The sequence below is a fragment of the Streptomyces sp. NPDC004647 genome, from assembly GCF_040609575.1.
Taxonomy (GTDB): Bacteria; Actinomycetota; Actinomycetes; order Streptomycetales; family Streptomycetaceae; genus Streptomyces.
This window is the reverse complement of record NZ_JBEXKU010000006.1, coordinates 68199-92244: the sequence shown is the minus strand read 5'-3', so window position 1 is coordinate 92244 and position 24046 is coordinate 68199. Positions and strand designations below refer to the sequence as shown.

Annotated in this window: 15 protein-coding genes; 1 reads left to right on the top strand and 14 read right to left on the bottom strand. The window is 68.7% G+C overall.

Annotated features, from left to right (window positions below):
• Positions 1-79: 79 nt before the first annotated feature.
• The 14 genes from ABZW18_RS04460 to ABZW18_RS04395 form a co-directional block, all read right to left on the bottom strand.
• Complete coding sequence (locus ABZW18_RS04460) at positions 80-1222, bottom strand: ATP-binding protein (RefSeq protein WP_356181937.1); 1143 nt, start codon at positions 1220-1222, stop codon at positions 80-82.
• Positions 1223-1296: 74 nt separating this feature from the next.
• The gene (locus ABZW18_RS04455) at positions 1297-1707 is read right to left on the bottom strand and encodes a cell division protein SepF (protein WP_356181934.1); all 411 of its coding nucleotides are present in this window, start codon (positions 1705-1707) and stop codon (positions 1297-1299) included.
• A gap of 438 nt (positions 1708-2145) precedes the next feature.
• Entirely contained in the window at positions 2146-2898 is a 753-nt protein-coding gene (locus ABZW18_RS04450) for an SDR family NAD(P)-dependent oxidoreductase (protein ID WP_356181932.1), read from the bottom strand.
• Positions 2899-2912: 14 nt separating this feature from the next.
• Entirely contained in the window at positions 2913-4262 is a 1350-nt protein-coding gene (locus tag ABZW18_RS04445; protein ID WP_356181931.1) for a hypothetical protein, read from the bottom strand.
• Between the two features lie 51 nt (positions 4263-4313).
• Positions 4314-5339, bottom strand: a complete 1026-nt coding sequence (locus tag ABZW18_RS04440; protein ID WP_356181928.1) for an NADP-dependent oxidoreductase — start codon at positions 5337-5339, stop codon at positions 4314-4316.
• 46 nt (positions 5340-5385) lie between these two features.
• Positions 5386-6609 (bottom strand): FAD-dependent monooxygenase, encoded by a 1224-nt coding sequence (locus ABZW18_RS04435; RefSeq protein ID WP_356181926.1) that lies wholly within the window; start codon positions 6607-6609, stop codon positions 5386-5388.
• A 15-nt stretch (positions 6610-6624) separates the two neighbouring features.
• On the bottom strand, positions 6625-8109 hold the full coding sequence (locus ABZW18_RS04430; protein ID WP_356181923.1) for an aldehyde dehydrogenase family protein: 1485 nt from the start codon (positions 8107-8109) through the stop codon (positions 6625-6627).
• The gene (locus ABZW18_RS04425) at positions 8106-9518 is read right to left on the bottom strand and encodes a cytochrome P450 (RefSeq protein WP_356181921.1); all 1413 of its coding nucleotides are present in this window, start codon (positions 9516-9518) and stop codon (positions 8106-8108) included. The genes ABZW18_RS04430 and ABZW18_RS04425 overlap by 4 nt, the downstream gene beginning before the upstream one ends.
• Before the next feature lie 28 nt (positions 9519-9546).
• The gene (locus ABZW18_RS04420) at positions 9547-10404 is read right to left on the bottom strand and encodes an SDR family NAD(P)-dependent oxidoreductase (protein WP_356181919.1); all 858 of its coding nucleotides are present in this window, start codon (positions 10402-10404) and stop codon (positions 9547-9549) included.
• Complete coding sequence (locus ABZW18_RS04415) at positions 10401-10826, bottom strand: ester cyclase (RefSeq protein WP_356181916.1); 426 nt, start codon at positions 10824-10826, stop codon at positions 10401-10403. The genes ABZW18_RS04420 and ABZW18_RS04415 overlap by 4 nt, the downstream gene beginning before the upstream one ends.
• Before the next feature lie 12 nt (positions 10827-10838).
• Positions 10839-13259 (bottom strand): KR domain-containing protein, encoded by a 2421-nt coding sequence (locus ABZW18_RS04410; RefSeq protein ID WP_356181914.1) that lies wholly within the window; start codon positions 13257-13259, stop codon positions 10839-10841.
• A gap of 5 nt (positions 13260-13264) precedes the next feature.
• Positions 13265-19336: an SDR family oxidoreductase gene (locus ABZW18_RS04405; RefSeq protein ID WP_356181912.1), complete on the bottom strand. Its 6072-nt coding sequence runs from the start codon at positions 19334-19336 to the stop codon at positions 13265-13267.
• The gene (locus ABZW18_RS04400) at positions 19333-20859 is read right to left on the bottom strand and encodes an acyltransferase domain-containing protein (RefSeq protein WP_356181910.1); all 1527 of its coding nucleotides are present in this window, start codon (positions 20857-20859) and stop codon (positions 19333-19335) included. Before ABZW18_RS04400 ends, ABZW18_RS04405 begins: the two co-directional genes overlap by 4 nt.
• Positions 20856-22268 (bottom strand): NAD(P)/FAD-dependent oxidoreductase, encoded by a 1413-nt coding sequence (locus ABZW18_RS04395; protein WP_356181908.1) that lies wholly within the window; start codon positions 22266-22268, stop codon positions 20856-20858. The genes ABZW18_RS04400 and ABZW18_RS04395 overlap by 4 nt, the downstream gene beginning before the upstream one ends.
• Positions 22269-23126: 858 nt before the next feature.
• Here ABZW18_RS04395 and ABZW18_RS04390 point away from each other — a divergent pair.
• Entirely contained in the window at positions 23127-23972 is an 846-nt protein-coding gene (locus ABZW18_RS04390) for an IclR family transcriptional regulator C-terminal domain-containing protein (protein WP_356181906.1), read from the top strand.
• Positions 23973-24046: the final 74 nt, after the last annotated feature.

Below are 24046 nucleotides of genomic sequence, written 5' to 3'. Positions count from 1 at the left end.
ATTGCCTCGGCGACGGTCCTGGGGGCGGTCTCAGGATCGGTCTCAGGATCGGTCTCGGGATCGGTCTCAGGAGCCTCGTTCACACCCCCAGGTCTACCACCGAGACCCCCTCCACACCGGCCGCGTCCGCCGCTTCCCGTACCGCACCCACCAGCCGCACATGCCCGCGCTCCCCCATCCGTACCGCCAGCGCCAGCAGTTCTCGCGACTGGCACCGGTCCAGGCACCGGTCGAAGCCGTCCGCCAGCACCGTCAGCGCCTGGCGGGCCGGCAGTACCTCGGCCACCGGTTCCATCGCCAGCACACCCGGCCCGGTCAGCAGCACCAGGGCCAATGCCAGATAGCGCAATTCCCCGTCCCCCAACCGCCCGACGGGCGTGGTCCCGAGCCCGCCCCGGTCCAGTACGGCCCGCACGGTGCCGTCGGCCAACTCCTGGGCCGCCAGGTCCTCGACCACGCCCGCGCACCCCGCGCGGGACGCCGCGACCAGCGCCGCGTGCCGCGTCGCGCACTCCGACCGGATCCGTTGCAACACCTCCGCCAGATTGCCGCAGCCGCCCCGCAACCGCCCCTCCCCCGCCGCGACCGGCGCCCGCATCCGCTCCGGCTGGGGGTCGCAGGCGAAGACCGAACGCAGTGCCACGACGGCCTGTTCCGCGGCGGCGAGCACCAGCCGCTGCCCCTCGGTCGTGCCCGCGACCCGCAGCGGCAGCAGCGTCGTACCCAGCCGGTCGTCCGGCAGCGGCGCGCGCGTCACCGGTACGGAACCCGCCGTGTGCCACGCCGCCTGGACCGTACGCCGCCCGGGGTCGCGGAGCGCCGTGGCCAGCAGGATCTGGCCGTTTCCGGTCAACCGTTCGCCCACGACGCGCAGTTCGGGCTCGGCCTGGACGGCGACATCGAGCCGTACCTGGCCCGCGGGGCCCTCGACCGTGCAGCCGATCCGGAATCCCCGCCGCCGTTGGGCGTCCGGCCTCGCCTGCTCCGGCACGCAGGCCGCCGCGTCGGGGAACACCTCCTCGAGCGATGCGCCGCCGCCGAGCCGGGACAGCGCCTCGTACGCCTCCAGCGCGCTCGACTTGCCGCTGCCGCTCGGCCCGGCGAAGACGGTCATCGGCCCCAGGGGAAAAGCCGCTCCACGGTGCAACCTGTAGGAGGAGAGCCGGAGTTCGGTCACTGCGGGGCGGTCTGCGGTCGTGGCTCGCGCGCTGGTTCGGTCCATGAACGGACCGTATGCACCGACCGGTCAGCCGAACCGTTCCGCCGACGTGACCTTCCTACGATCGGGGTACGCGATCAATCCAGCGCAACGGCGCCGGCCCCGAGCCGGGGCTGCTCGACCTCGGTGCCGGCCGGAGTCAGCAGGAAGACATTCTTCTCGACCCGGTGCATCTTCGCGCCCAGGCCGAAGGCCACCCCGCTCGCGAAGTCCAGGATCCTCTTGGCGACATCCGCTTCCGCGGCGCTCAGATCCAGCAGCACCGGCACCTGCCCCATCAGATGCTCCGCGACCTCGCGTGCGTCGGCGAAAATCTGGACCCGCAGGACGACGAAGCGCCGCAGGTCCTGGCCGCCCCCCGCGGCCTGGCGCCCGGCCTCCGGCATCGTGCGGCGCCCCGGCCAGGAGGGCCAGGCATCGCCGCCGCGCAAGGGGACGACCTCGGCGAGCCCCTCCCACTGCTCATCGGTGACGTCATGCCTGTTCACCGGACCTCCCCGCAGGCGAGCTCGCTGGATATACGCATCCCGCCACCCTAGTGACAACCACCCGAAGATCGGGCGGAGCGACACAAGTCGCGCCCCCCAGGTGTGACAAGGACCATCCCGTGCCGTGGTCCGTAACCGGTCACAGCACGGGGCCCTGTCAGCGAGTTGTCCCGCGGCATGAGGATCGCAACGCGCGCCCCATGCCGGCTTCCGACCCCGCGCTCACCCGGGCCAACCGCCACAGACGCACATGGCGTTGCACCGACTCGAAGCCAGCGGCCGATCTCCCCGTTCCCCACAACCGTTTCGCCGTCGAGCACGGGGTCCGGCACAAGCACGCAAGCGGCTTGCGAGGCCCCGGGGAACTGACGGGAGAGACGGCCCGGTTCACATGTCGGGTCGGCTCACAGGACCACGCATACGGCGGACCCGCCTGGTTCAGACCGCAGCATATCCGCCGTCCACCGGGTAGTAGCTGCCGTAGACGAACGATGCCCGATCGGAGAGCAGAAACGCGGTCAGTTCCGCCACTTCCTCCGTCGTGCCCATCCGGCCGGCCGGGTGCAGGCTGGTGAAGTATTTCTTGGCGTCGTCGTCGAAGTCCACGAGGAAGGGTGTCTCGACGAAGCCGGGGCCGACCGCGTTGATACGCACCCCCAGCGAGGCGTATTCGAGGGCCGCCGTCTTGGTGAGGCCGATCAGGCCGTGCTTGGCCGTTGTGTATGCGGGCGATCCCGGAAGCACCTTCGTGCTCAGAATCGACCCCATGTTGACGACCGCGCCACCGCCCGAGGCGACAATCGCCGGGAGTTCGTGGTGCAGGCTGTTGAAGACACCGGTGAGGTTGGTCGCGATGACCCGCTGGAACTCCTCGGGCGGGAACTCTCCGGTTATCCCCTTCGGGCCGGGGACACCGGCGTTGTTGACGGCGAGATGCAACCCGCCGAAGGTGTCGACCGCCGTACGGACGGACCTGGCGACCGCGTTCGGGTCGGTGACATCGGCGACGGTGGCAAGGGCCTGGTGGCCGGCCGCGGTGATCTCAGCGGCGACCTTCTCGATCTTCTCGCTGTCACGGCCGGTGACCACGACGGACGCCCCCGCCCCGGCCAGCCGGTGGGCGACGGCGCGGCCGATTCCCGACCCTCCCCCGGTGATCAGAGCGACCTTGCCGACGAATTCCATGGACATAAGGAGTCTTCTTTCTATGGGGAGTCGGTTGAGCCGAAGGATGGGGAGCGCCGGGCGGCGAGCAGGGCGCGCACGGCCATCCCGGGACGCATGACTGCGGTGGGCGGTGCGAGAAGCTGCTGTACGTCCATGAGCGCCCGGTTCACCGGCACCGACACATGGCTGGCCAGCAGCACGCGCCCGGTGTACCAGTTGAGGAAGTGTGTGCCGCGGGGCTTGGGCCCCGTGGTCTCCGGATATGCGAAGTCGCTCGCGGCCGCCATCTGCCAGGGGAAGTCGGCTATCTTGGCGACGGACGCGTAATACGTACGGGCCATTCCGGTGCCCGCGTCCCCTGCCCGGTCCAAAGCGTGGCCGAGTGCGACCGCCTGCTGTGCGGCCACCGTCATGCCCTGCCCGTACAGGGGGTTGAAACTGCAGAGCGCGTCGCCCAGGGCCACAAATCCGGCAGGCAGTGTCCGCAGCCGCTCGAAACGCCGGCGCTTGGCCGCGGGAAAGGTGAACTTCTTCGGGATGTCGCCGGCCACCGGTTCGGACCGGAGCACGATGTCGCGTACGGCCTTGCTCGGCAGCGCTGCCGCGAAGTCGGCGAAACCGGCCGGATCGGTTGGAGCATGTGTGTGGTGCCAGCCACCGAGGGTGACCATCCAGCGGTCGCCCTCAACCGCAAAGACAGACGCGGCCCGCTTGTCGCCCTCCGCCCCCGCCATCAGGAGGAGCAGCCCGTCACCGGCCAGCCGCTCTCCGAGACGCCGGTGGAAGAGCCGAGTGGTGTATCCAACGCCGACTTTCACGACATCGACCTCGGGAGCCGGGCAGCCGAGCGACCTCAGCCATCCGTCGGCGCCCGCCCCACCGCGGCCCGAAGCGTTGACCACCAGATCCGCGGGCAGGGTCTCGCCGTTCGCCAGTGCCACTCCGGAGACCCGGCCGGGCGTGCCCGTCAGCCCGTACACCGCTGTGCGGTCCCGTATCTCCACCCCGGGCAGGGCGGCGATCCGGGCGCGCAGGGTGAACTCCAGGAAGGCACGCGTGAGGCTGACGCCCTGGTTTCCGCTTCTGAAACGTCGGCGCAGAGCACCCTTCTGGTGCATGAGAAGGTCGTGGCCGGGGTCGAAGGGCACTCCGCCGCGGGTCACCAGTTCGTCGCCGATCCCCGGGAACAGCTCCTCCAGCTTCTGTTTGCCGCCGAGGAGGAGCGCGTGCCCGTGTTCTGCGTGCGGTACTCCGCGGCGCGGACGCACGGCGTCGGGCAGTTCGTCGCGGTCCAGCACCGTCACCCTGGCGAAACGCTCGATGAGAATGCGGGCTGCCGTCAGCCCGCCCATCGATCCGCCGATGACCACGGCATGTCTGCCGGCCACCCCCATGTTCCCTTCCTCTCCCGTGTATGCGTGTGGTGCTTGCCGCAGGGCCTAGTGGTCAAGGCGGACGATCATCTTTCCGGTGTTGTCACCGCTGAACAGGCCCAGAAATGCCTCAGTGCCTTTCTCGATGCCCTGGACGACGGTCTCGCGCCATGTCAGCTCGCCGGAGCGGACCCATGCCGAGACGTCCTCGGTGAACCGCGGCAGAAGCGTCTGGTGGTCCGTCACGATCATGCCGCGCAAGCTCAGCCGCTTGCCGATGGCCTCCGCGAGGTTGCGCGGTCCCGGCGGTGGCTCGATGTCGTTGTACTGGGCGATGGCACCGCACAGGGCGACGCGTCCGTACTCGTTGAGCGAGGAGATCGCGGCTTCCAGATGGTCGCCGCCGACGGTGTCGAAGTAGACATCGATACCATCGCAGGCGGCCTGCTCAAGCTGCTCGGCCACGGGAGCGGTGCGGTAATTGAAGGCCGCGTCGAAGCCGAACTCTTCCAGCAGCACCTTGACTTTCTCGTCGGTGCCGGCGGAGCCGATGACTCGCGAGGCGCCGCTCAGCCGGGCCAGTTGGCCGGCCTGGCTGCCGACCGCGCCGGCGGCGCCGGAGACGAAGACCGCGTCTCCCTTCTTGAAGGATGCGATCTCGAAGAGGCCCGCGTAGGCGGAGAGGCCGGTCATTCCGAGGACACTGAGATACGCGGTCAGGGGAACTGATTGGGCGTCGATGCCGGTGGCTTCCTCGGCCGGGACTTCGGCGTACTCGCGCCAGCCTCCGAAGTGCAGGACATCGTCACCGACGGCGAACCCGGGAACGTTCGAAGCGATGACTTCGCCGACCGCGTGTCCGCCCAGCACCTCTCCGAGTTCGTACGGTGGAAAGTAGGCATAGCCCGGTGTGACGCCCATGCGACCGCGCATGTACGGGTCGACGGAGAAGTAGTGGTTACGGACCAGGATATGTCCCTCGGGGGGCGCGGTTACCGGGGCCTCGCGCAGCGCGAAGTCTTCCGGCCTCGGCTCGCCCTCGGGGCGAGCCACCAGGTGCCATTCACGGCTGGTGGCGGGGAGTGCGGACATGCGGATACGACCTCTCTCGTACTCGTGGAGCGGCTGCCGGCGAATGTCAGTGCTCGTCGGCCGGGTCGATGCTGTGCGGGGTGTTGAGCAGCTTGTCGAAGACGCGGTACTTCAACGGAAGGGCGTTCAGAAGCCGGAATCTGGTGCGCCGCTTAACCGTCTGCCACGGCGTACGCATGGCCAGGGACGCCTCTTGCCGCTTCTGGAAGCCGGTCACAAAGGCCTTGTGCATACGCCGCACCGCGATGAATTCGGCGAACGTACTCGCCCGCACGCTGTGGTCCCCGCCGCCCTTCGCCAGTGCGGAGGCGATGAGCGGAGTCAGGCCCACCACATCCTGGATCGCCAGGTTGACTCCCTGCCCCAGCGTCGGCGTGGCGGTGTGGGACGCGTCCCCGACAAGAATGAGGCCGTCCCGTGTCCACTCGTCCAGCTCCGCGTTGAAGACCTCCAGAAAGCTGGTGTCGTCCCAGGAGCGCAGATGCTCCTCGACCAGTGGGGCCAGCCGGGGGTCGATGGAGGCCACCCGTCTGCGGAAGCTGTCGAAGCCCTTCTGGCGCAGCGCGCCCAGTCCACGCTTGGGCAGGTTGTGGCTCACCCGGAGAGCGTCCGGATACGTCGGCAGCACCGCGAGGTGCTGATCGTGGTCGACGACGAGCTCCGACTCCAAGGCCCAGTCAGCGGGCCGCGGCAGCCTGAACGAGAGCAGGTCCCGCTCTGCTTGGGCCAACCTCGGCTTGATGCCCGCGGCCTTGCGCACCTTGGAGAAGCGTCCGTCGGCGCCCACGACCAGCCGGGCCCGAACCTTCGTGGGCGCGCCGTCACCCTGCTTGAGCACCGCGCCGCACACTGCCCCGTCCTTCTCCAGCAGGCCGGTGAACTTGGTGCCGGCGGCGAAGTGGTGGTTGGGCAGCTCCGCCGCTCTCTCCTGGAAGGTGCGGATGAGCGGGGGCTGGGGGAATTCGATCGGCAGTGTGCCGATCGAGAACCGTTTGTAGTCGACGTGGAAGATCCGGCGTCCTTCCAACCACATGGCGACGCCAGAACTCTCCAGGTAGCCGTGACTGTCCAGTGCGTCGCCGAAACCCAGCTTCCGAAGGGTGATAACCGAGGGTGCCGCAAGGCTTTCCCCGCGAAAGTCGCGTTCGAAGTCGGCCTGCTTCTCCACGACGAGGACATCGATCCCCCGGCGGGCGAGAAGACACCCGAGCAGCGCTCCGGCAGGACCGCTGCCCACGATCAGCACATCTGTCTCGTTCGGAATTCCCATTGCAACTCCGGTGTTCTATCCGTAAACGATCCGTATAAGGCGCATCAAAGCATCCATCGTTCGAGGAGAGCGCTCGAAGGACAACGGCCGGAGAAAGGGACGCACCCGCTGCCTTGTTATGGATTGGGTACGCGTGAATTCCCGCAGTCCCTCCGGACCGTGCACCCGGCCGAATCCGGAAGCTCCGGTGCCGCCGAAGGGAAGTCCGGGAACCCCGGCGAATGCCAGCACTGAATTCACCGACACCATTCCGACACGCAGTTTCCGGGCGATCTGGGGGCCCCTGGCGCGGGAGTACACCGCCGCTCCGAGTCCATAGGCGCAGGCGTTGGCCTGTGCCACCGCCTCGTCCATCGTCGCGACCCGATTGACCACGATCACCGGGCCGAAGGTCTCCTCGGTGAGGGCCAGGGAGCCCTCGCGGACCTCGGTCAGAACCACCGGCTCCACAGTGGAAGGCCGCACCGAATCCGGGCCGCCCAAGGCGGCGCGAGCGCCGCGGGCCAGTGCGTCGCGGATGTGTTCCGCGACGATGGAGGGCTGCTCGCGCGTGGCCATCGGGCCGATGTCCGCATCGCGCCCGACACCGGTGCGCAGCGCCGCGGCGTTCTCGACGACCAGTTCGGTGAACCTTTCGGCTACCGCCTGGTGGACGTACACCCGCTCGACACCGACGCAGGTCTGGCCGGCGTTGGACAGTCCGCCCCATACCGCGGCGTCCGCCGCCGCCGCGATGTCGGCGTCGCGGTCGACGAGCATCGCGTCCTTCCCCCCGCACTCGAGAAGGACAGGCGTCAGGCTCTCGGCGCAGGCCGCCATCACGCGTTTCCCAGTCGAGGTCGAACCGGTGAAGGCCACCTTGTCCACGCCGGACGTGCACAGCGCCGCGCCGGTGTCACCGAATCCGAAGACCGCCTCCAACACGGTCTGTTCGCCCACGACTTCGCCCAGCGTGTCCGCGAGCCACTTCCCCACTCCCGGTGTGTACTCGCTGGGTTTGAACACCACGGTGTTCCCCGCTGCCAGGGCGTGCGCGATCGGACCGATCGGGATGAACGCCGGGTAGTTCCAGGGGCCGATCACTCCGACGACCCCGAGCGGATGGTGGTCGACCGTGGCACTGTGGTTGTACATCAGCAGGCCCGGACGCACGTGCCGGCGCCGCAGCACCTTCCCGGCGTGTGCGGCCGCCCAGCGCAGGTGGTCGACCACGAGGATGGCCTCCAGCTGCGCGTCCGCTGTGGTCTTGCCGGTCTCGGCCGAGATCAGCTCCACCAGTTCGGAAACGCGCCGCAGGATCAGCCGCCGCCAGGCGTCCAGTCTGCTGCGGCGGGCGGCGTAGCCCAGGCCGGACCACCAGCTCGCGGCCCGCCGCGCCGCCGTGACGGCCGCGGCCACGTCGGCGGCGGAGTGGAGAGGGTACCGGCCCAGCTCCCGGCCGTCGCGTGGATCGGTGGACACGACCTCCTCCAGGGGCGCATCCACCGGGGGCCCCGTCACGCGCGCACACCCTCGTCCTGCGCGGGGGCCCGTCCGCTGTCCGTATCACGCGGATGGAGCGTCACCAGGACTTCGCTCATCGGCCGCAGTGAGATCGATGTGTCGCCGTAGCGGATGAAGTTGCCCGGCAGCAGGCTCAGCCGGAAGCGCTGGCTGATCATGGCCACGGCTATCCGCAATTCCAGCAGCGCCATGAAGTTGCCGATGCACATCCGGGCGCCCGCACCGAAGGGGAAGTACGTCATCTTCGGCCGCTGCTTGGCGCGTTCGGGATCAAAGCGGTGCGGGTCGAACGCCTCCGGGTTCTCCCAGAAGCGCGGGTTGCGGTGGGAGACGAGCGGCGAAAGGAGGACCGAGGAGTTCGCGGGGATGGGGTAGCCGCCGAGCTCATCGGCGTCCACCGCGTCCCGCGGATAGACCCAGATCGGTGGGTAGAGCCTGAGGCTTTCGTCGATGACGCACTTGGTGAAGTGCAGGTCCTCCACGTCTTCCGGGCGGGGCACCCGTCCGCCCAAGACCCGGTCGACCTCCTCTTCCATCTCTTCCTGGACTGCCGGGTTGTTGGCGGTGGACAGCAGCGTCCACAACAATGCGACCGCGGTGGTCTCATGCCCCGCGAGAAAGATCGTGAGCATCTCGTCACGGATTTCCTCGTCGGTCCACCGAGCCCCGGTGACCGGGTCGGTCGCCGCCTCCATCAGCTCCATCAGGCGGCCCTCACCGGTCGCCGCGTGACGCTCCCTGATCTCGTCGACCAGCCTGGTGAAGATCCTGCGGTCCCGGGAGATGAGCCGGTTCCGCTTCGTCGGTACCCAGGAGGGCAGCATCTCCGTCACGGAACCATGCTTGAACATCACCTCGATGACGTTGTCCACAACGTCCTTGAGCACAGGCGTGGCGGGACGGATGTCGAACCCGAACAGCGAGCGGCTCAGAGTGATCAGGGTCAGCCGCAGAGTCTCGGTGATCAGGTCGACGGGCTCGCCGCGGCGCGCTCGTGCCTCCCAGTCGTCGAGCATCTCGTTCGTCGCGTCGACCGTATACGGCCCGACGGCGGACACCGCCTTGCGCAGGAAGGCGGGTTGGACGGCACGGCGGTGGGCTTTCCAGAACTCACCATCGGTGGTGAGGAGCCCGTCGCCCATGACGATGCGGAACTGGTCGTAGAGAGCTCCCCGGACGTAGTTGCCGCTATTCCCCTTCAGCACGTGGCCGACGGCGTCCGGATCGGAAACCAGATATACGTTCTGGGGGCCGAGTTTGATACGGCTGATTTCGCCGTAGTCACGCTGCACTCTGAGCAGGAATTCGGCGGTGGAGGCCTTCCACTGCGGAAGACTGCCCAGTATGGGTACGCCCCGCGGTCCCGGCACTTGCCGCGGGGCCGCCGTATGCGACACGGTGGTCATGCTGTCATCACCTCGTAGTCGGTTTCATTTACGGCACTGGGAACTGTCGGCGTACGAAGGTGTTGTCGAAGACCGAGTCGGGGGCCAGACGCCGCAGCGTGAGGGTGCTGGAGGCAAGGAAGCCAACCGGGTACCGCGCCCGCGGTCGGCGTGTCCGTACGGCCTTTTCGATGACCGCCGCCACCTGGTCCGCCTCGATGGCGAAGGTGCCCGCCAGGCTCCTTCTGGTGTGGCTGTAGATGGCGTTGTAGTACTCCGCCATACGCTCGTGGAAGCGCTGGTAGGGGGAGTTCTCTGCGCCGGCGGGCAGATGGTCCATGAAGGTTTGCCCCCAGGGCGTGCGCACGGGCCCCGGCTCCACGACCACGACCCGGATTCCGAAGCCCGCGACCTCCAGCCGCAGCGCGTCGCTCAGCGCTTCGACCGCGTGTTTGCTCGCGTGGTAGAAGCCGCCGCCCGGTACCGCGTATCGGCCGAAGATCGAGGAGACGTTGACGACCCTGCCGGATCCCCGTTGCCTCATGCCGGGCAACACGAGTTGCGTCAACCGGACCAGTCCGAAGACATTGGTCTCGAACTGATCACGTACACGGTCGAGTTCGGTCTCCTCGAAGGTGCCGGACAGGCCGTAGCCGGCGTTGTTGACGAGGATGTCGACACCACCGTGCCTGGCGTTGACGGCCTCGACTGCGGCGTTGACCGAGTCGCTGTCGGTGAGGTCCAGGGCCCGGGTCTCCATGCCCAGCTCCGCCAGCTCGGCGAGCGTCTGTGGCTTGCGCGCAGTGGCGACAACCCGGAGGCCGGCTTCGTGCAGCCGGAGGGCGGTGGCCCGGCCGATCCCCGACGAACAGCCGGTGATCAGTGCGACGGGCCGCGGCGCCGTCATTCCAGGGCCCCGAGCTGCTTGACCAGCTCCAAGCTGTCCATCGAGAACCAACTCTCGACGATCTTGTTGTCCTTGAACAGGTCGATGACGATGCCCCAGATCTCGAAGCTCCGTCCGGATGCCGGGATGCCGTGGTACTCCGCGCCCGTGTGCGAGCCGCGTGCGGTGAACCGCTGGACGACCTTGTCGCCCTCCTCGATCCAGTCCTCGACGACCACATGCAGATCGGGGAATGAGGCACGCTGGATCCTGACCCACTCCCGCAGGTGCGCGACGCCCTCGAAGCCCTCGGCCACCGTGCCGTGGCTGATGTGGTCCTGCACGGCCTTGGCGTGGACGGCGTCGAGGTTGCCCTTGTTCAGGCATTCCTCGTAGTAGTGCTCCAGGAGTTGACGGTTGGGGCTGGAGGCGGTGGTGGCCATGGGATTTCTCCTTCACTCATCGGTCGGCTGGGGCGGCGGTTCCGTCGGCCAGCTGGTGTGGCCCGGGGGCCGATGGAGCACGGCCACGGGGGCGCCGTTGGCGGCGTCCGTGACGCGCCATACCCCCAGCGCGGGATCTCCGTCGATACGGGTGCGGTCGGGCGCCGGTCCACGCAGGGAGATGGCGCTCACAGTCAGCGGGTCGGGTGTGGTCGACAGGCCGGGCATGCGCTCGGTGACGGCCCGGACGATGTTCTCGATCGCGGCGATGGGAAGCGCGAAGGCCGGCGGCTGCGGCAGCGCCCACAGGTCCCCGGGATGGCAGCGGCCCACTTCGGTGACTAGCTTGTTGGGCCCCTCGCCTCGCCATGCGGCGAGGGGCATCGCCAGGCCACCCCAATGGAGCACAGGCCGGTCGGTGAAGAGCACGGCCTCGCCGGCGGGCCGACCGGTGGGCGGCAGTTCTGAGCTGTTGTCGGCCTGCTTCTCGCCGTAGACCAGCCGGAGCCGGGCCGCCGGGCCCTCGTCAGTACCGTCGTCCGTACGGAACACGGCATCAACGGTCCACCGGCCGCCCCGGGTTTCCCCGCGGAGGTCGCGGCGCAGCCGCACGCGCCCGTTGGAGCCGCAGCGCAGCAGCGACCACGGCACCGAGAGGTCCTCCACCGCTAGCAGGGTCTTCCGGTGCAGACGCTCCGGGACGAGCCACTCGGCGCCGCGTACCGCGTTCTCCACCAGCAGGCCCACCGGTAGGGCGGGGACCCCGTGCACGGAGAAGTCCCGTACGGCCGGGGTGGTCTCCGCGTCGAACTCCACGAGGCCGACCAGCTGTGCCTGCGGCCGGTACACCTCGGGTGTTCCGAGGTGGAAGACCTTCGGATACGTGTCCACGAACCCGGGCAGGCACGGAGGCATGGGGTAGCTGACCGCCTGCACCGGGTCCAGTGCCTGCCCCAGCGGCCCGACGAAGCTGACTTCCCCGGACGTGGCGGCCAGCAGCTCGGCCCGCCAGTGATCCAGGCCCTCCGTCACGTCCATGGCGGCCATGTAGCGCAGGCTGGCCTCGAAGTTCGCGATCAGTCCCAGCCGTGCCCAGGTTGGCCAGGCCAGGGTCATCACAGGGAAGGAGACCTGCCGCTGGGCCCATTTGCCCAGCCGGGCCAGGCACTCGTTGGCCGCCGCGTAATCGAACTGGCCGACCATGCCGCCCAGCCGTCCGGTGAGCGAGCCCACGATGCACAGCAGCTTCAGTTTCCGGCCGCGTACCGCCTCCAGCACATGAACGAAGGAGTCGACCTTGGTCGCCACGACGTCGGTGATGTCGGCATCGGACTTGCGCGGCAGCCGGGTCGGGCGGTCCACCCCGGCGTTGTGCACCACCGCGGTGAGCCCGGACAGGCCGGCGACGAGCGCACCGACCTCTTCCCGGTTGGTGAAGTCGCACGGCAGATAGTCGATCCGCAGCCCCTCCGCTCGCGCGGACAGCAGATTGCCCACCACTTCCCAGGTGTTCTCCGCACGGGCGATGTCCCTCCGGATCCCGGCCACCGGCCGGCCCTCGCCGTGCTGGGCCCACAGGGCGTCCCGCCGCTTGTTCAGCGCAGCTGCCGTCAGTCCGGCCCAGGTCTCCGGAGGAGGCAGGTCGGAGCGGCCGGTGACCACCACCCGCATCCCGAACTCACCGGCGAGCCGACGGGCCAGAGCCATCCCGATGCCACGCCCGCCGCCACTGATGAGCACGGTGTCGGAAGCGTCCCACGCCACTTTGGCCGGCCCGGGTGCGACCACCTCCGGGGTCAGCGTCCAGCGCTGCCCGTCCCGGTGACCGATCTCGCTGAGGCCTGTCAGGCACAGCTCATCGGCGACACGTTCCGGTAGCTGGTCGAGGTCCGCGAGTGACGTGTCGACGATTCTGGCCGAGCAGTTGGGCAGCTCGCGGTGGAGCGTCTTGGCGAGTCCGGCCCACAGGCCACCCAGCGGCTGGGCGAGGTCGTCGTACTGGTGATAGCCCATGCCGCCGCCGAGGTAGGTGACGGCGAGATAGCTGAGCCGCCCAACGGCCGTCTCTTCGCTCCACTCCCCATAGCAGTGGCGCAGCCAATCGAACGTGCGCAGCAGTTCGTGACGCCACTGCCCGGTGTCACCGGGCACGAAGGGCTCTGACAGCGTCAGATCGACCAGCGTGTCGGGGACGCGTCCCCGCCGCTCCCCGACCAGGTCGGCGCCCCGGTCGAGCAGCTCCGCCCGCACGCCGTCGGCAACGGATGGCGTACCACCGATGACCGCGACGCGGCGGCCGGCAAGGGACCGCTTTCCAGCCTCGGCGTCCGCGGGCGCGAGGTTCCACACCATGCGCCGGACGGTCTGGGTCCCGTCGTCCGGGCCGCCGGTGGCCGCCTCGGCGGCCGGCGCGGCGCCCATCGGGACGGTCATGGCACTCACCCGGCCGCTCGGACCGGGACATCGCCCGCTTCCACGGACCGGGGGGGACGAACGACGCCGGTGTCCGTTTCCAGATAACCGATCACGACGGCGTCCAGCCCCTTCATCTGCGCCGCGACATATCCGCCAGGGGTGACCGCCACGAACCGGTTCTCGAGTCGCCGGCTCTCTTCGGAGCCGGAGAATCCGGGGTTGGTGACGTAGAGGTCGAAGTGACCGTGTGCTTGCATCAGCTCGATGTCGTTGGCCTGCTGGTAGAGGTCGATGCGCCGAATCGACAGGGGCGCGGCCACCGGCACCAGCCCATCGACCGGATCGAGCACCCCTGTACGGGCCAGTGCGTCGAGCAGCACGGTCGGCACCAGGAAGGACGGCCAGGGCCCCGCTTGCGTATCGAGCTGCGCCCGAAACTCCGACCGGGCACCCTGGGCGTGCCGACGGGTGTTCGTGGTCGCCTTGAAGGGCCCGGTCAGCAGCACGGGCGCGGATTCGGCGTGGTACGGGTCGGGGACCGGCTGTTCCCCCGCCCGGTTCCAGCTCCGCCACTTCGGCGCTGCGGGGAACCCGCTGCTCACCAGCACCCGTGCCGTGAAGTGCGTCCGGTCGGGGCGGAGCAGCACGCCCGACGGGGAGATCACGTCGTGGGTGACTCGCACGGCCACGGTGGTCACGTCGCCGACCTGCTCGACGACGTGGGCCGTGATCCGCTTCGGCGGCTGCCGCACGTCCCGGCGCACTTGGAGGAAGTGGAGGAACTGTACGTCCTCGAAGGCGACGACCGACCCGCCGGGCACCAGGGCGAGGGCGGCCTCGGCCGCGATCTCGGTGACGAAGGTGCCGGGCAGAGTGGGCACACCGCGGACGAGGTGGTGCTCCAGATAGCTGTCCGTGCCGAGGTCGAAGGGGCACTCGAACCGTACGGCGCGCGCACCGTCCTGCGGTGCCGCCTCCAGGGCTCGCCGCAGATAGAACCGGCCCCGTTCGGCGGGCCGCACGGGCTCGGTGGCGCCCGCGCAGCGGTCGAGGTAGCCGGGGTAGAACCGCTCGACGGTGGCCCGCTCGGCCTCGCCGACGTGCACGATCGACGGGACGCGCCGGGCCGTGCCCAGCTCCGCGAGGAAGTGGCGTACGCCCTCCGCGACCGGCATATGGCTGTACGAGCCCGCCTTCTTGAAGAAGTCGCGGGTCAGCTCATGGGCACCCATGCCCACTTCGTCCCAGAGTGTCCAGCCGATGACGAACTCGTCCGTGGCGGTGGTGGCGGCCGCGTACTCGGCCGCGGTGGCCAGGTAGTCGTTGCCTGAGGCGTAGTCGGCCTCACCGCGCTGTCCGAAGTAGCCGAGCAGCGAACCGAAGTCGCACCACATGCGCGGGGCACGGCCTGCCAGGGCCCGGTGCAGATTGCGGTGGGCCGTCACCTTCAGATCGCGGATTCTGCGGAACTCCGCGAAGTCCTTGTCGCGGATCAGCGCGGACCGGTTGAGTCCGGGTGCGTTGATCACCAGGTCGATGCCGCCGTGCTCGGCGATCACCGTGTCGATCGCGGCGTGCACGGAGTCCTCATCCCGTGCGTCACAGTGCAGATACGTCACCTTGTCCGCGCCGCTGCTCGCCGCCATGCGAGCCAGGTTCCGACGAGCCGCACGCGCATCCACCATGCGGTCGAAACGCCTGCTGATGTCGGCGACCGTGCCTCTGCCGCTTTTGAGCTCCGCGGAGATGAACGCAGCCCTCTTCGCCGCGAACTCCTCGTCGGTGCCGTCGAAGGTTTCGGCGGGGTAGTCGTCAATCGGGTTGCTGCCCAGCGCGTAGATACGGCTCTGGTACCGCTCGGCGAGAGCGGTCAGCAGCTCGGCGGTGATACCGCGAGCGCCACCCAGGGCCACGACCACGGAGCCGCGGCTCAGCGGCCGGGGTGTGTCGGCGTCAGGCTCCGGGTCCTGAGCCGGTTGCGGACCGAGGGCCGGCACCAGCCGCCGGGTACCGTCGTGGTGGACGACGGGGAAGACGCGCTCGGCGGCACGCTCCCGGCCGATCAGCGCGGCGGCTCGGTCGGCGTCAGCCGTCTCGGCGAGGAGGGCGAAGCAGTCCGCGCCGGCCAGTTCGAGATGCACGCACTTGGTGAGACCGGTGAACAGCCCCGCGTAGGGGTGGGGCGCCTTGTCCACCACCGCGCCGAGGAGCGCGAAGACCACGGAGGCCGCCGGGTCGTCCAGCTCTTCGTAACGCTCCTTGATGACCAGGAAGGCCAGGTCGTGCAGAGCGGTCACCGGCCCGGCGTCCGAGGTGAGTGCCGTGGCCGCCGGGGCAGTGCCGGACAGGTCGGTCACGACCACGACATTCCGCAGCGGTCCCGGCAGGGAGTCGAGAACCGATCGCACGGACTCGGGCGTGCTCTGTACGTGGTGACACCCGGGCTGCTCCCCGGCGAAGGCCGTCGTGCTCAGCACGGTGGTGCCTTCGGCCGGCCCGGCGAATTGCTCGGCCAGCTCGGGGCGGTCGGTGAGGAGCACGGCCCCGTCGGGCACGGCCGGGCGGACGGGGCCGCTGAGCACAGCCGGTTCGGGGCGCAGGGAGGTGACATAACGCTGCACCGTCTCCCGGCCCGCGTCGGCGTTGTCGGGGGCGGCTGTGTCATCGGCGGCGGTGACCACCAGGCGCGTGGCGATATCCACGCCCTTCTCGTGGCAGCCGATCTCGATGGAACCCGCAGGCTGCTGCAGGGCTCGCAGAATCTCCGCCCCGCCCGCGGCGCCGAGATAGCGGCCGTACGCGCCTGTCGAGCCGCAGTCGAGCACGGTGCCGGAGCCATCCGCAGGCTGCCGGTGCTCGAGTTCGTCGACGAATGCCAGTATTTCCACGCCGGCCTGTCTGGCCCTGCTCTCGGTGGTCAGTCCGAACAGGAATGCTCCCTCGGCGAGTTCGGTCCCCCCGCCCTCGAACACCTCGGTCAGCAGGGCCCCGTACTCGGGAAGGCTGTTGCCGTTGATGCCGCCCGCGAGCACGAAGTCCAGCTCGCCGCTGCGCAGATAGCGCATGGCGGTGGTGAAGGCGGACAGCGTGGACGCGAGCCCCGAGTCCACCGTGAGGTTGGGGCCGTGCAGATCGAAGTAGTTCGCCACCCGCGCGGAGATGATGTTCGGCATGATGCCGGGGAAGGAGTCCTCATTCGACGGCGGCACCATCGAGCGCACGCGCTCACGCAGCCGCTCCAGTGTTTCGGGGAGCCGGGGGGAGGAGGCGAGTGCGTCATCCGCGCGCAGGGCGCGTTCAATGTCATCGAGGTAACAGCGGCCGGCGTAGAGCATCGCCGCCCTGGTCGGCCCCATATGGCCGAGGACCACTCCGGTGCGCTCGGCGTTCTCCTGCCAGAAGTCGGGAAGCTGGTCGCGCAGCGCGTGGGCACACTGGACGGCCATCAGCTGGCAGCGGTCGATGGTCCGTACGGTCGCCGGGGGCATCCGCACCTGCTGGAACGGTGGGGCCGGGTACTTCTCGCCGTATCCCGTCTCCACCTCGCGCGTACCGGAGAGCCACTCCAGAACCTCGTCCCGGCTGTCCGCGCCGGGGAGCTTGGCAGACCAGCCGACGACGGCGATGCGGTCGTCGGACGCCGGCCGACCGGAGCGCGGCGGCGCGGGGCGGGGCCCTTCGGCCCCGGGCTCGGGCTCGGGCTCGGGCTCGGGCTCGGGCTCGGGCTCGGCGAGGATGAGGTGGGCATTGGTGCCGCCGAATCCGAACCCAGAGACAGCTGCCGTCCTGGTGCTTTTGGGAGAGGCGGGCCAGGGGCGCGAGGTTCCGGATATCTCCAGCTCCGTCGAGTCCAGTTCGAAAGCCCTGGGTGCTGAACGGAAGCGGAACTGCCCCGGGATGACCTGCTCCTGCAGGGCGAGGACGGACTCGATCAGAGACACCACTCCGGCCGCCCAACCGGTGTGTCCGATCAGGGACTTGTTGGAGGTCACCAGGGCGGGACGACCCACGCCGTAGTGTCCGCGCAAGGTGGTGAACTCCGCGAGGTCCCCGACGGGGGTGCCGGTGGCGTGCGCGTTGACCCAGTCGATGTCGTCACCGCTGATGCCACCCGCTTCCAGTGCGCGCCGCACAGCCAGGCTCTGCCCGGACGAGCTGGGGGCGTAGATGGCCTTTCCCTTCCCATCGGACGAGGAGCCGAAGGCCTTCAGCACGCCGAAGATACGGTCGCCGTCGGCCCTGGCCCGGCTGACCCGCTTCAGCACGACGACGCCGGCGCCGTCCGCGAAGATGACGCCATCGGCCTCGGCGTCGAGGGCGTGCACCGCGGCCCGCTCGGAGAGTCCCTTCAACTTGGAGAAGAGGACGGTGCCGCGCGGCGCGAGCGCGAAGGCGCCTCCGCACACGGCTATGTCCCGTTTGCCCATGAGCAGGTCTTTGCTGCCGATGTCGATGGCGTACAGCGAGGAGGAACAGGCGGTGTCCACCATCTGCAGCTGGGTGTCCTCGGGCAGCACCCCGGACATGGCCTCGCGGCCGACCTGGTGCGGAAGGAACCGCGGGGACTTGGCGCTTCCGCGGTGGTAGCGGCCGGACAGTACACGGTCGACACCGGACAGCAGCGCTTCGCGCTCTTCCCGGGCGATGTCCATCTCGGCGGTAACGGCCGAGGTGAGGTGCCTGGCCGAGGCGAGCACCCCGGCCTCCTCCAAGTGCTGACTGCCGTCGGCGGTGTAGCCCACGTGGAAGGAGTACCGGTCGGTTTCGGTCCGCCGTACGCCGTCCAGTGCCTGTACGAGCGAGTGGCGCAGCCACAGGGTGGTGAGCTCGGTGTCGTCCGGTGTACCGGACAGGCCCTCCAGAGCACCTGGTTCGGGGTGGAAGTCGGTGATGAACACGCAGGTGTCCTGGTAGGACTTGTCCTCGTCGGCGTGGTCGGGCGACGAAAAGCTCTCCCGCTCCCACCGGTCTTCCGGCACCTCGATGAACAGCTCACGTCCAGTCGTACGCAGCTGCCAGAACTCCTCCGGGCTGTTGGCTCCGCTGACCGCGAGCCCTATGCCGACGATGGCGATCTCGTCGTCCCAGTTCTCGGCGGCACCGACCTCCTCGGCGGCTCCGCCGACCGGGACCTCCTCGGCGTCCGTTCCGCCGGCGCCGGCCTCCCCGGCGGGTGACGCGGGCTCTTCCCGCGCAGCGGTGGTCTCCGGCGCGGCGGTGGTCTCCGGCGCGGCGGTGGTCTCCGGCGCGGCTGCGACCCGTTGGCTGGGGCCGTTCCGGCCGGTCCGCGCGGACGGATGGAGCTGAGCGTGCGGGGACATCAGGGAGGCGCCCAGGCTGAGACCACCGTCGGCGAGCACCACCTGGCCCGTGATCCAGCTGGCCTTGTCCGAGGCCAGAAATCCCACGACCTCGGCAAACTCCTCCGGGGTGCCCAGCCTTCCCAGTGGGGTCCCGGCGGCAACCGCGGCCTGCATGGCTGCGGCGTCGGGAAAGGCGTCGGCCACCTCGCTGCTCAGCATGGCTGCGGAAGCGGTGTTCACCCTGATGTTCAACGGGGCGAACTCCACCGCCAGATAGCGGGTGGCCGCCTCGGCCGCGGCCTTCGCGGGGGCGCAGGCCAGATAGTTGGCCATCACCATGTGGGAGCTGCCAAGCGCGGACACGGTGACGATGGACCCGCCGTCGTTGCGCGCCATGAGCGGCGCCGCGGCCCGCGCACAGCGCAGGCCTCCCTTGAAATTGACGTCCAATGCCTTGTCGAGATGGTCGTCGGCGATCTCATCCACCGGCAGCAGCGCGCCGTCGGCCGCGTTGTTGACCAGGATGTCGAGCCTGCCCCAGTGGCGCTCGATCTCCCCGAACATCTTCATGACCTGCTCGGGCCGGGCCACGGAAGCCCGCAGCAAATCCACCGCCGCCCCGCGGGCCCGCAGTTCCTCCTGTGTTCGCTTCGCCTGCTCGTGTGAGTGGAAGTAGTTGATGATCACATGCGCACCCCGGTCGGCCAGCGTGGTTGCGATCGCCTTGCCCACGTTTTTGGCACCGCCGGTCACCAGTGCGACTTTGCCCGTCAGATCTCTCGTCCGGCTCATGCAGCGGCTCCTTCGAGCCGGTGCCGCCTCAGTCCTTCTTCGATCATGCCTACGACCTTGCCGAGGGTGTCGTAGTCGGACAGCCGGAAGTCGGGATCCCGCGTGGACAGTCCGAAGAGCTGCGACGCGCGGCCCAGCAGCTCCATCTGCTTGACCGAGTCCACGCCCAGTTCTGCCTCCAAGTGGGCGTCGGGGGTCATCACGTCTTCCGGGTACTCCAGCGCCCCCGCGTACAGCGATCGCACGGCCGAGAACAGTTCACTTCCGCTCGGCACGGCGGCGGCAGCGACAGCGGGCTCCGGCGGGACCGGGGAAGCCTGGGGCACAGCGGCTGTGGGCTCACCCGCGTCGCTCGCTGCGGCTCCGCCGGCGTCACGCGCACCGCGGAACGCGCTTGCCCTACGGCTCACCAGCTCAAGGACCTCACGCCCGGCGGCCGCCCAGAAGTCGGCGAACTCCTCGTCCGAGAACTCGGGCGTCAGATACGGGCGCAGCGTCTCCACCCCGTATGCGGAGGCCATGCCCATCGTCCGCAGGGTCGTGAGGGTACTGGTCAGCGTGTCCTCACCTTCGCGTGCCTTGGAGAACGTGGCCAGTGAGACGACCTCGCCCCCGGCGACGTCCCGCAGGGCCTTGGGCACCATCGAGGTCAGAGCCGCGCGCCCGCCCGCCTCCACAAAGGTCCGCTCGCCGCTCTCGTACAGCGCGCGGATCGCCGAGGAGAACTTCACCGGACGTGTCAAGTGCTCGGCCAGTGGATCCGCGAGCTGCTCGTCAGGCGCGTAGAAGCGCTGCAGGACCGGTGAGTAGACCGGCACTGTCAGTGTCCGCTGAGGAAAACGGCGTACGAATTCGGCGAACTTCGGCGCCACTGCGGCCAGCGAGGGGTTGTGGAAGGCGAAGGGGGAGTCAACGTCCGCGACCCCGGTCTTCAACTGTCCGCTGATGACCCGCACCTGAGTGATCGCCTCGCGCGGTCCGCTCAGCACGGTCTGCTTGTCGTGATTCTCCACGGCGATGGCCAGCAGCGGGTCCTCGACCAGACCCACCAGATGCGCGGCCCGGCCCGGCGAGACCGCCAGGGCCACCATCGAGCCGCCCGTCAAGCCCCCTTCGGCGACGATGCTCGTACGGCGCGCCACGATCCGCGCACCGTCCTCCACGGTGTACGCACCGGCGGCCACCAGAGCGGTGATCTCCCCCAGGCTGTGGCCGACGACCGCGGAGGGCCGGACGCCGTGATCCGTCAGCCTACGGTGCGCGGCCAGGCCGGCACCGTAGACGGCCAGTTGGGACACCCAGGTCTCGTCCTCGAGGAGCTGGTGCAGCTCCACCGGCCCGCTCCGGAAGAGTACGTCGGAGATCCGCCTCGAGAAGAGTTCCGAGGTGACCGCGTCCATGCTCTCGAAGACGGCTCGGACCTGGGGGTGTTCCTCGTAGGCGAGGCTCAGCGCGGCGCCGTCGTAGCCGCCTTGACCGGGGAAGAGCAGTACTGGCCCGGTGGCCTTCTCCGTCGTGGTCATTGTTGCTTTCCCTCCATGCGAGGCGTACGGATCGTTATGGCCTCCGGCTTCCGGCTCCGCAGCAGCAACCGGCCCATCAGCCCGAGGCGGCCTGCAATCAGCCGGTCGGCCACGGCCGCCGGGACAGCCTGCGGCCCGGGTATTCCGTGCAGCAGCAGGCGGAGAAGCCGAATCTTCAAAGGCAGCCCACCGGCGTCGTTCAAGTAATCGAAGAGTTCGCGGAAGTTGCTCCGGGTGTAGAAGTCGGTCGGCGACACGACTGTGGCGAACAGGCCGATCATGTCCCGTGCGTGCCGGGGACTGCGGCTCATCGCCTCGATCAGCGCACGCTCCTCCGGCGAGTGCTCGGCGACGCGCGCGTAGTCGCACGTGTAGTCGTAGTGGTGGAGGACCATGTGGTCGCGGTCCCGCGCATAGGTGGCCATCGCCTGGGCCATCGGGCGGCGTCCGGACAGGCCCGTGTCGACGGCGTGGGCCAGCAGCTCCGCGCCCATCAGCGCGTAGGTGATGCCCGACGCCGTGATGGGGTCCCGCGTGGCGGCGGAGTCGCCGGTCAGGGCCCAGCCGGAGCCCTGCGGGACACGGAGGAAATTGGGCACGGCACCGGTCAGCCACCGATCAGCTCGCCGTGTGTCGCGCAACTGCTCCGCAAAATCCTCGTCGACGTCGGCGAACGCGTCGATGACGACCTGGTCGGTGGACTCCGCGGAACCGCGCGCGGGAAAGCTGTCCGCGGGCCATGCCACACCAACGATGGTGAGGCCGTCGTGCGTCGGCCAGGTGAACGGATGACGCTGGTTCTTCCGGTAGGTGCGCACCAGGGATTCCTGCGGAAGCCCTTCCCAGTATGTCCATGAGCTCCGACTCAGAACCGGCTGTTCTCGGTATTTCGTGGCACCGACAAGCTGCGCCACACTGGAATTCTTTCCGTCCGCCCCGATAACAATGGACGCCTTCTCCAGGAAACGCCCCTGCCCCCTGACCGTGCCGACGATGCCGGCGACGGCGCCGTCGTCATCCCGCAGCAGATCCTGTACGGAGACTCCCTCGCGCAGCTCGACCCCGGCATCGACGGCGCACTGCACGAGGGAGTGGTCGAGCGCGAGCCGCGGCGGCGAGAGCGCGTGCTGCACGTCCCCCACCGCGGGAAGCGGGGCCTCCAACCGGACCGAACCGGTCTGCAGGCGGTAGCGGGTGATCGCCGGGCCGGTGCGGTCGGCCAACCGGTCCAGCACGCCCCACTTGCGGAGCCGATACACCCCTGGCGGATGGATCAGGTTCGTGGACGAGGAGGTTGGGCTCGGAAAAGATGCCCGGTCCACCAAGAGCACCCGGTACCCGAGCTTGGCCAGCAGCATCGCGACCGAGGCCCCAGAAATACGTGCGCCCACGACAATGGCGTCGTACATACACGCTCCCCGTTGCATTCATCCACTCGGGCTGATTCATCAAGCAGGACTCATAAACTGCTCTTCATGCCCTCGGCCAGTGTCCCGACTGTGCCGATTTCCTCAACTGACACAGTTACGTTCGGCATTGACAATGACAAGCGCACTCGGCCACGTCAAGAACATTGAACCCGGACCCCGACTGATCACTTCTCTCACCGCGAGAAAAGAGGAGTGTTTCTCGGAAGGCGAGAAACACCAACTCTTCTCGGGGTGTGAGAAAATGCAGCAGGTGCACGACTTTTCACAGCGCCCAATCGCCTGGCGGCTCCGCGACGAGGGTGCCCCCGGGAAACGAAAGGGATGTACATCACACATCCGGGGCCACTACTCCTCCTGAAGGCAGGGCCCAACAGCCCACTCCCCGGACTCGGACCGAGTACGCCGCCGGATCCGGCTCGGACCGTCCAACCACTGATCACCACAGCCCGCCGTCGATACCGTCCACCGGCCCTGGACGGCGGGCGCGACCACCAGCCCCGGTGCGGCACCCGGGGCACACAAAACGGCAGAACATCACGAGAGTTCATAGCAGGCAGTCGCCTTGGGAAGACAGCTCAAAGAGGCCAACTGGGCGGCGAACAAAGATCGTTGACACCCTTCCGTGACTCACTTAGCCTGTGGAGCATGGAACATTCGTTCCGATTGGCAGAGGCACCGGGGGGAGGGCCAGTCAGCCACGAGACAAGTCCATGAACGTGCGCTCTGTGGAACTCCTCTTATGCTTGTGCATGCGGTGCGTGGTTCTGTCGCGCCCCTGGCACAGCGCCATTTGAAGGGGCTCTGCCATCGCTCGACATCAACACGGGGGAAGGACAATTGGTTCTCACCAGAGGGACCAATCATGCCGAGCGAGTCTTTCTCGTTCAGCAGGCGTTTACACAACTCGGCGGCGAGACACACACCCTCGGGGAGCTGGCGAGAGTATCCAAGCTCGACGATTCGACGGTGTACCGGATACTGCAGTCCGGCGTATACCATGGGACGTTCATGCGCGTGGGACGCGGAAAATACCAGCTGGGCCCGCCGGCCGCCCAATTAGCCACTCAGTTACTTTTCCACGCGCCGAAGACGGGCTGCATCTCTACTGCTCTGCAGCGACTGCGCTCGGCCGGCGACGGAGGCCTTGCGTTCTTTCACATCCTGACCTACTTCGGCGGGGCGCGGCGCGAATGCATCGAAATGGCGGTGGGAGACTCCGACCTGACGGAGCTCGGTATGACCCCGCAGCAGATCTTGGCGGCCAACCGATGCCTGCGCCTCAGCACTTCGGGCCGGGTGATGCTGGCGTACCTGCACGAGCCCTTTCGGGAGCAGGTCCTGGCCGCGCCCCTGCCCCCCGAGGCCGGGCCCGGAGTTTACCGCGACAACGACCGACTGCGCGTCTCGCTCACCCGCATCCGCGAGCAGGGGTATGCCGTTGGCCTCGAGGAATGCGTGGCCGACTGGAACTCTTACGCCAGCCCTGTCACCTGGGGCGACTCCGTTATCGGCGCCGTGACACTCCTCAAGCCGGCCTCCGTCGTGCCCGTGCCCGACGAGAGCTCCATCGCCGCCACCAAAGCAGCCGGCGCCGAGATCAGCTACCAGCTCGGTCACCTGCCCGGCCCCCGCCCGCCGGCGGGAGCCACCGGTTCGGGGCACGGCATCCCACAGCCCGTGTAACCCAGATCTCACCGAAGCCATAGCGGCGATCTTCATCTCGCCACCGGTAAAGAATGGCGGGAAGGAAGAGGAAG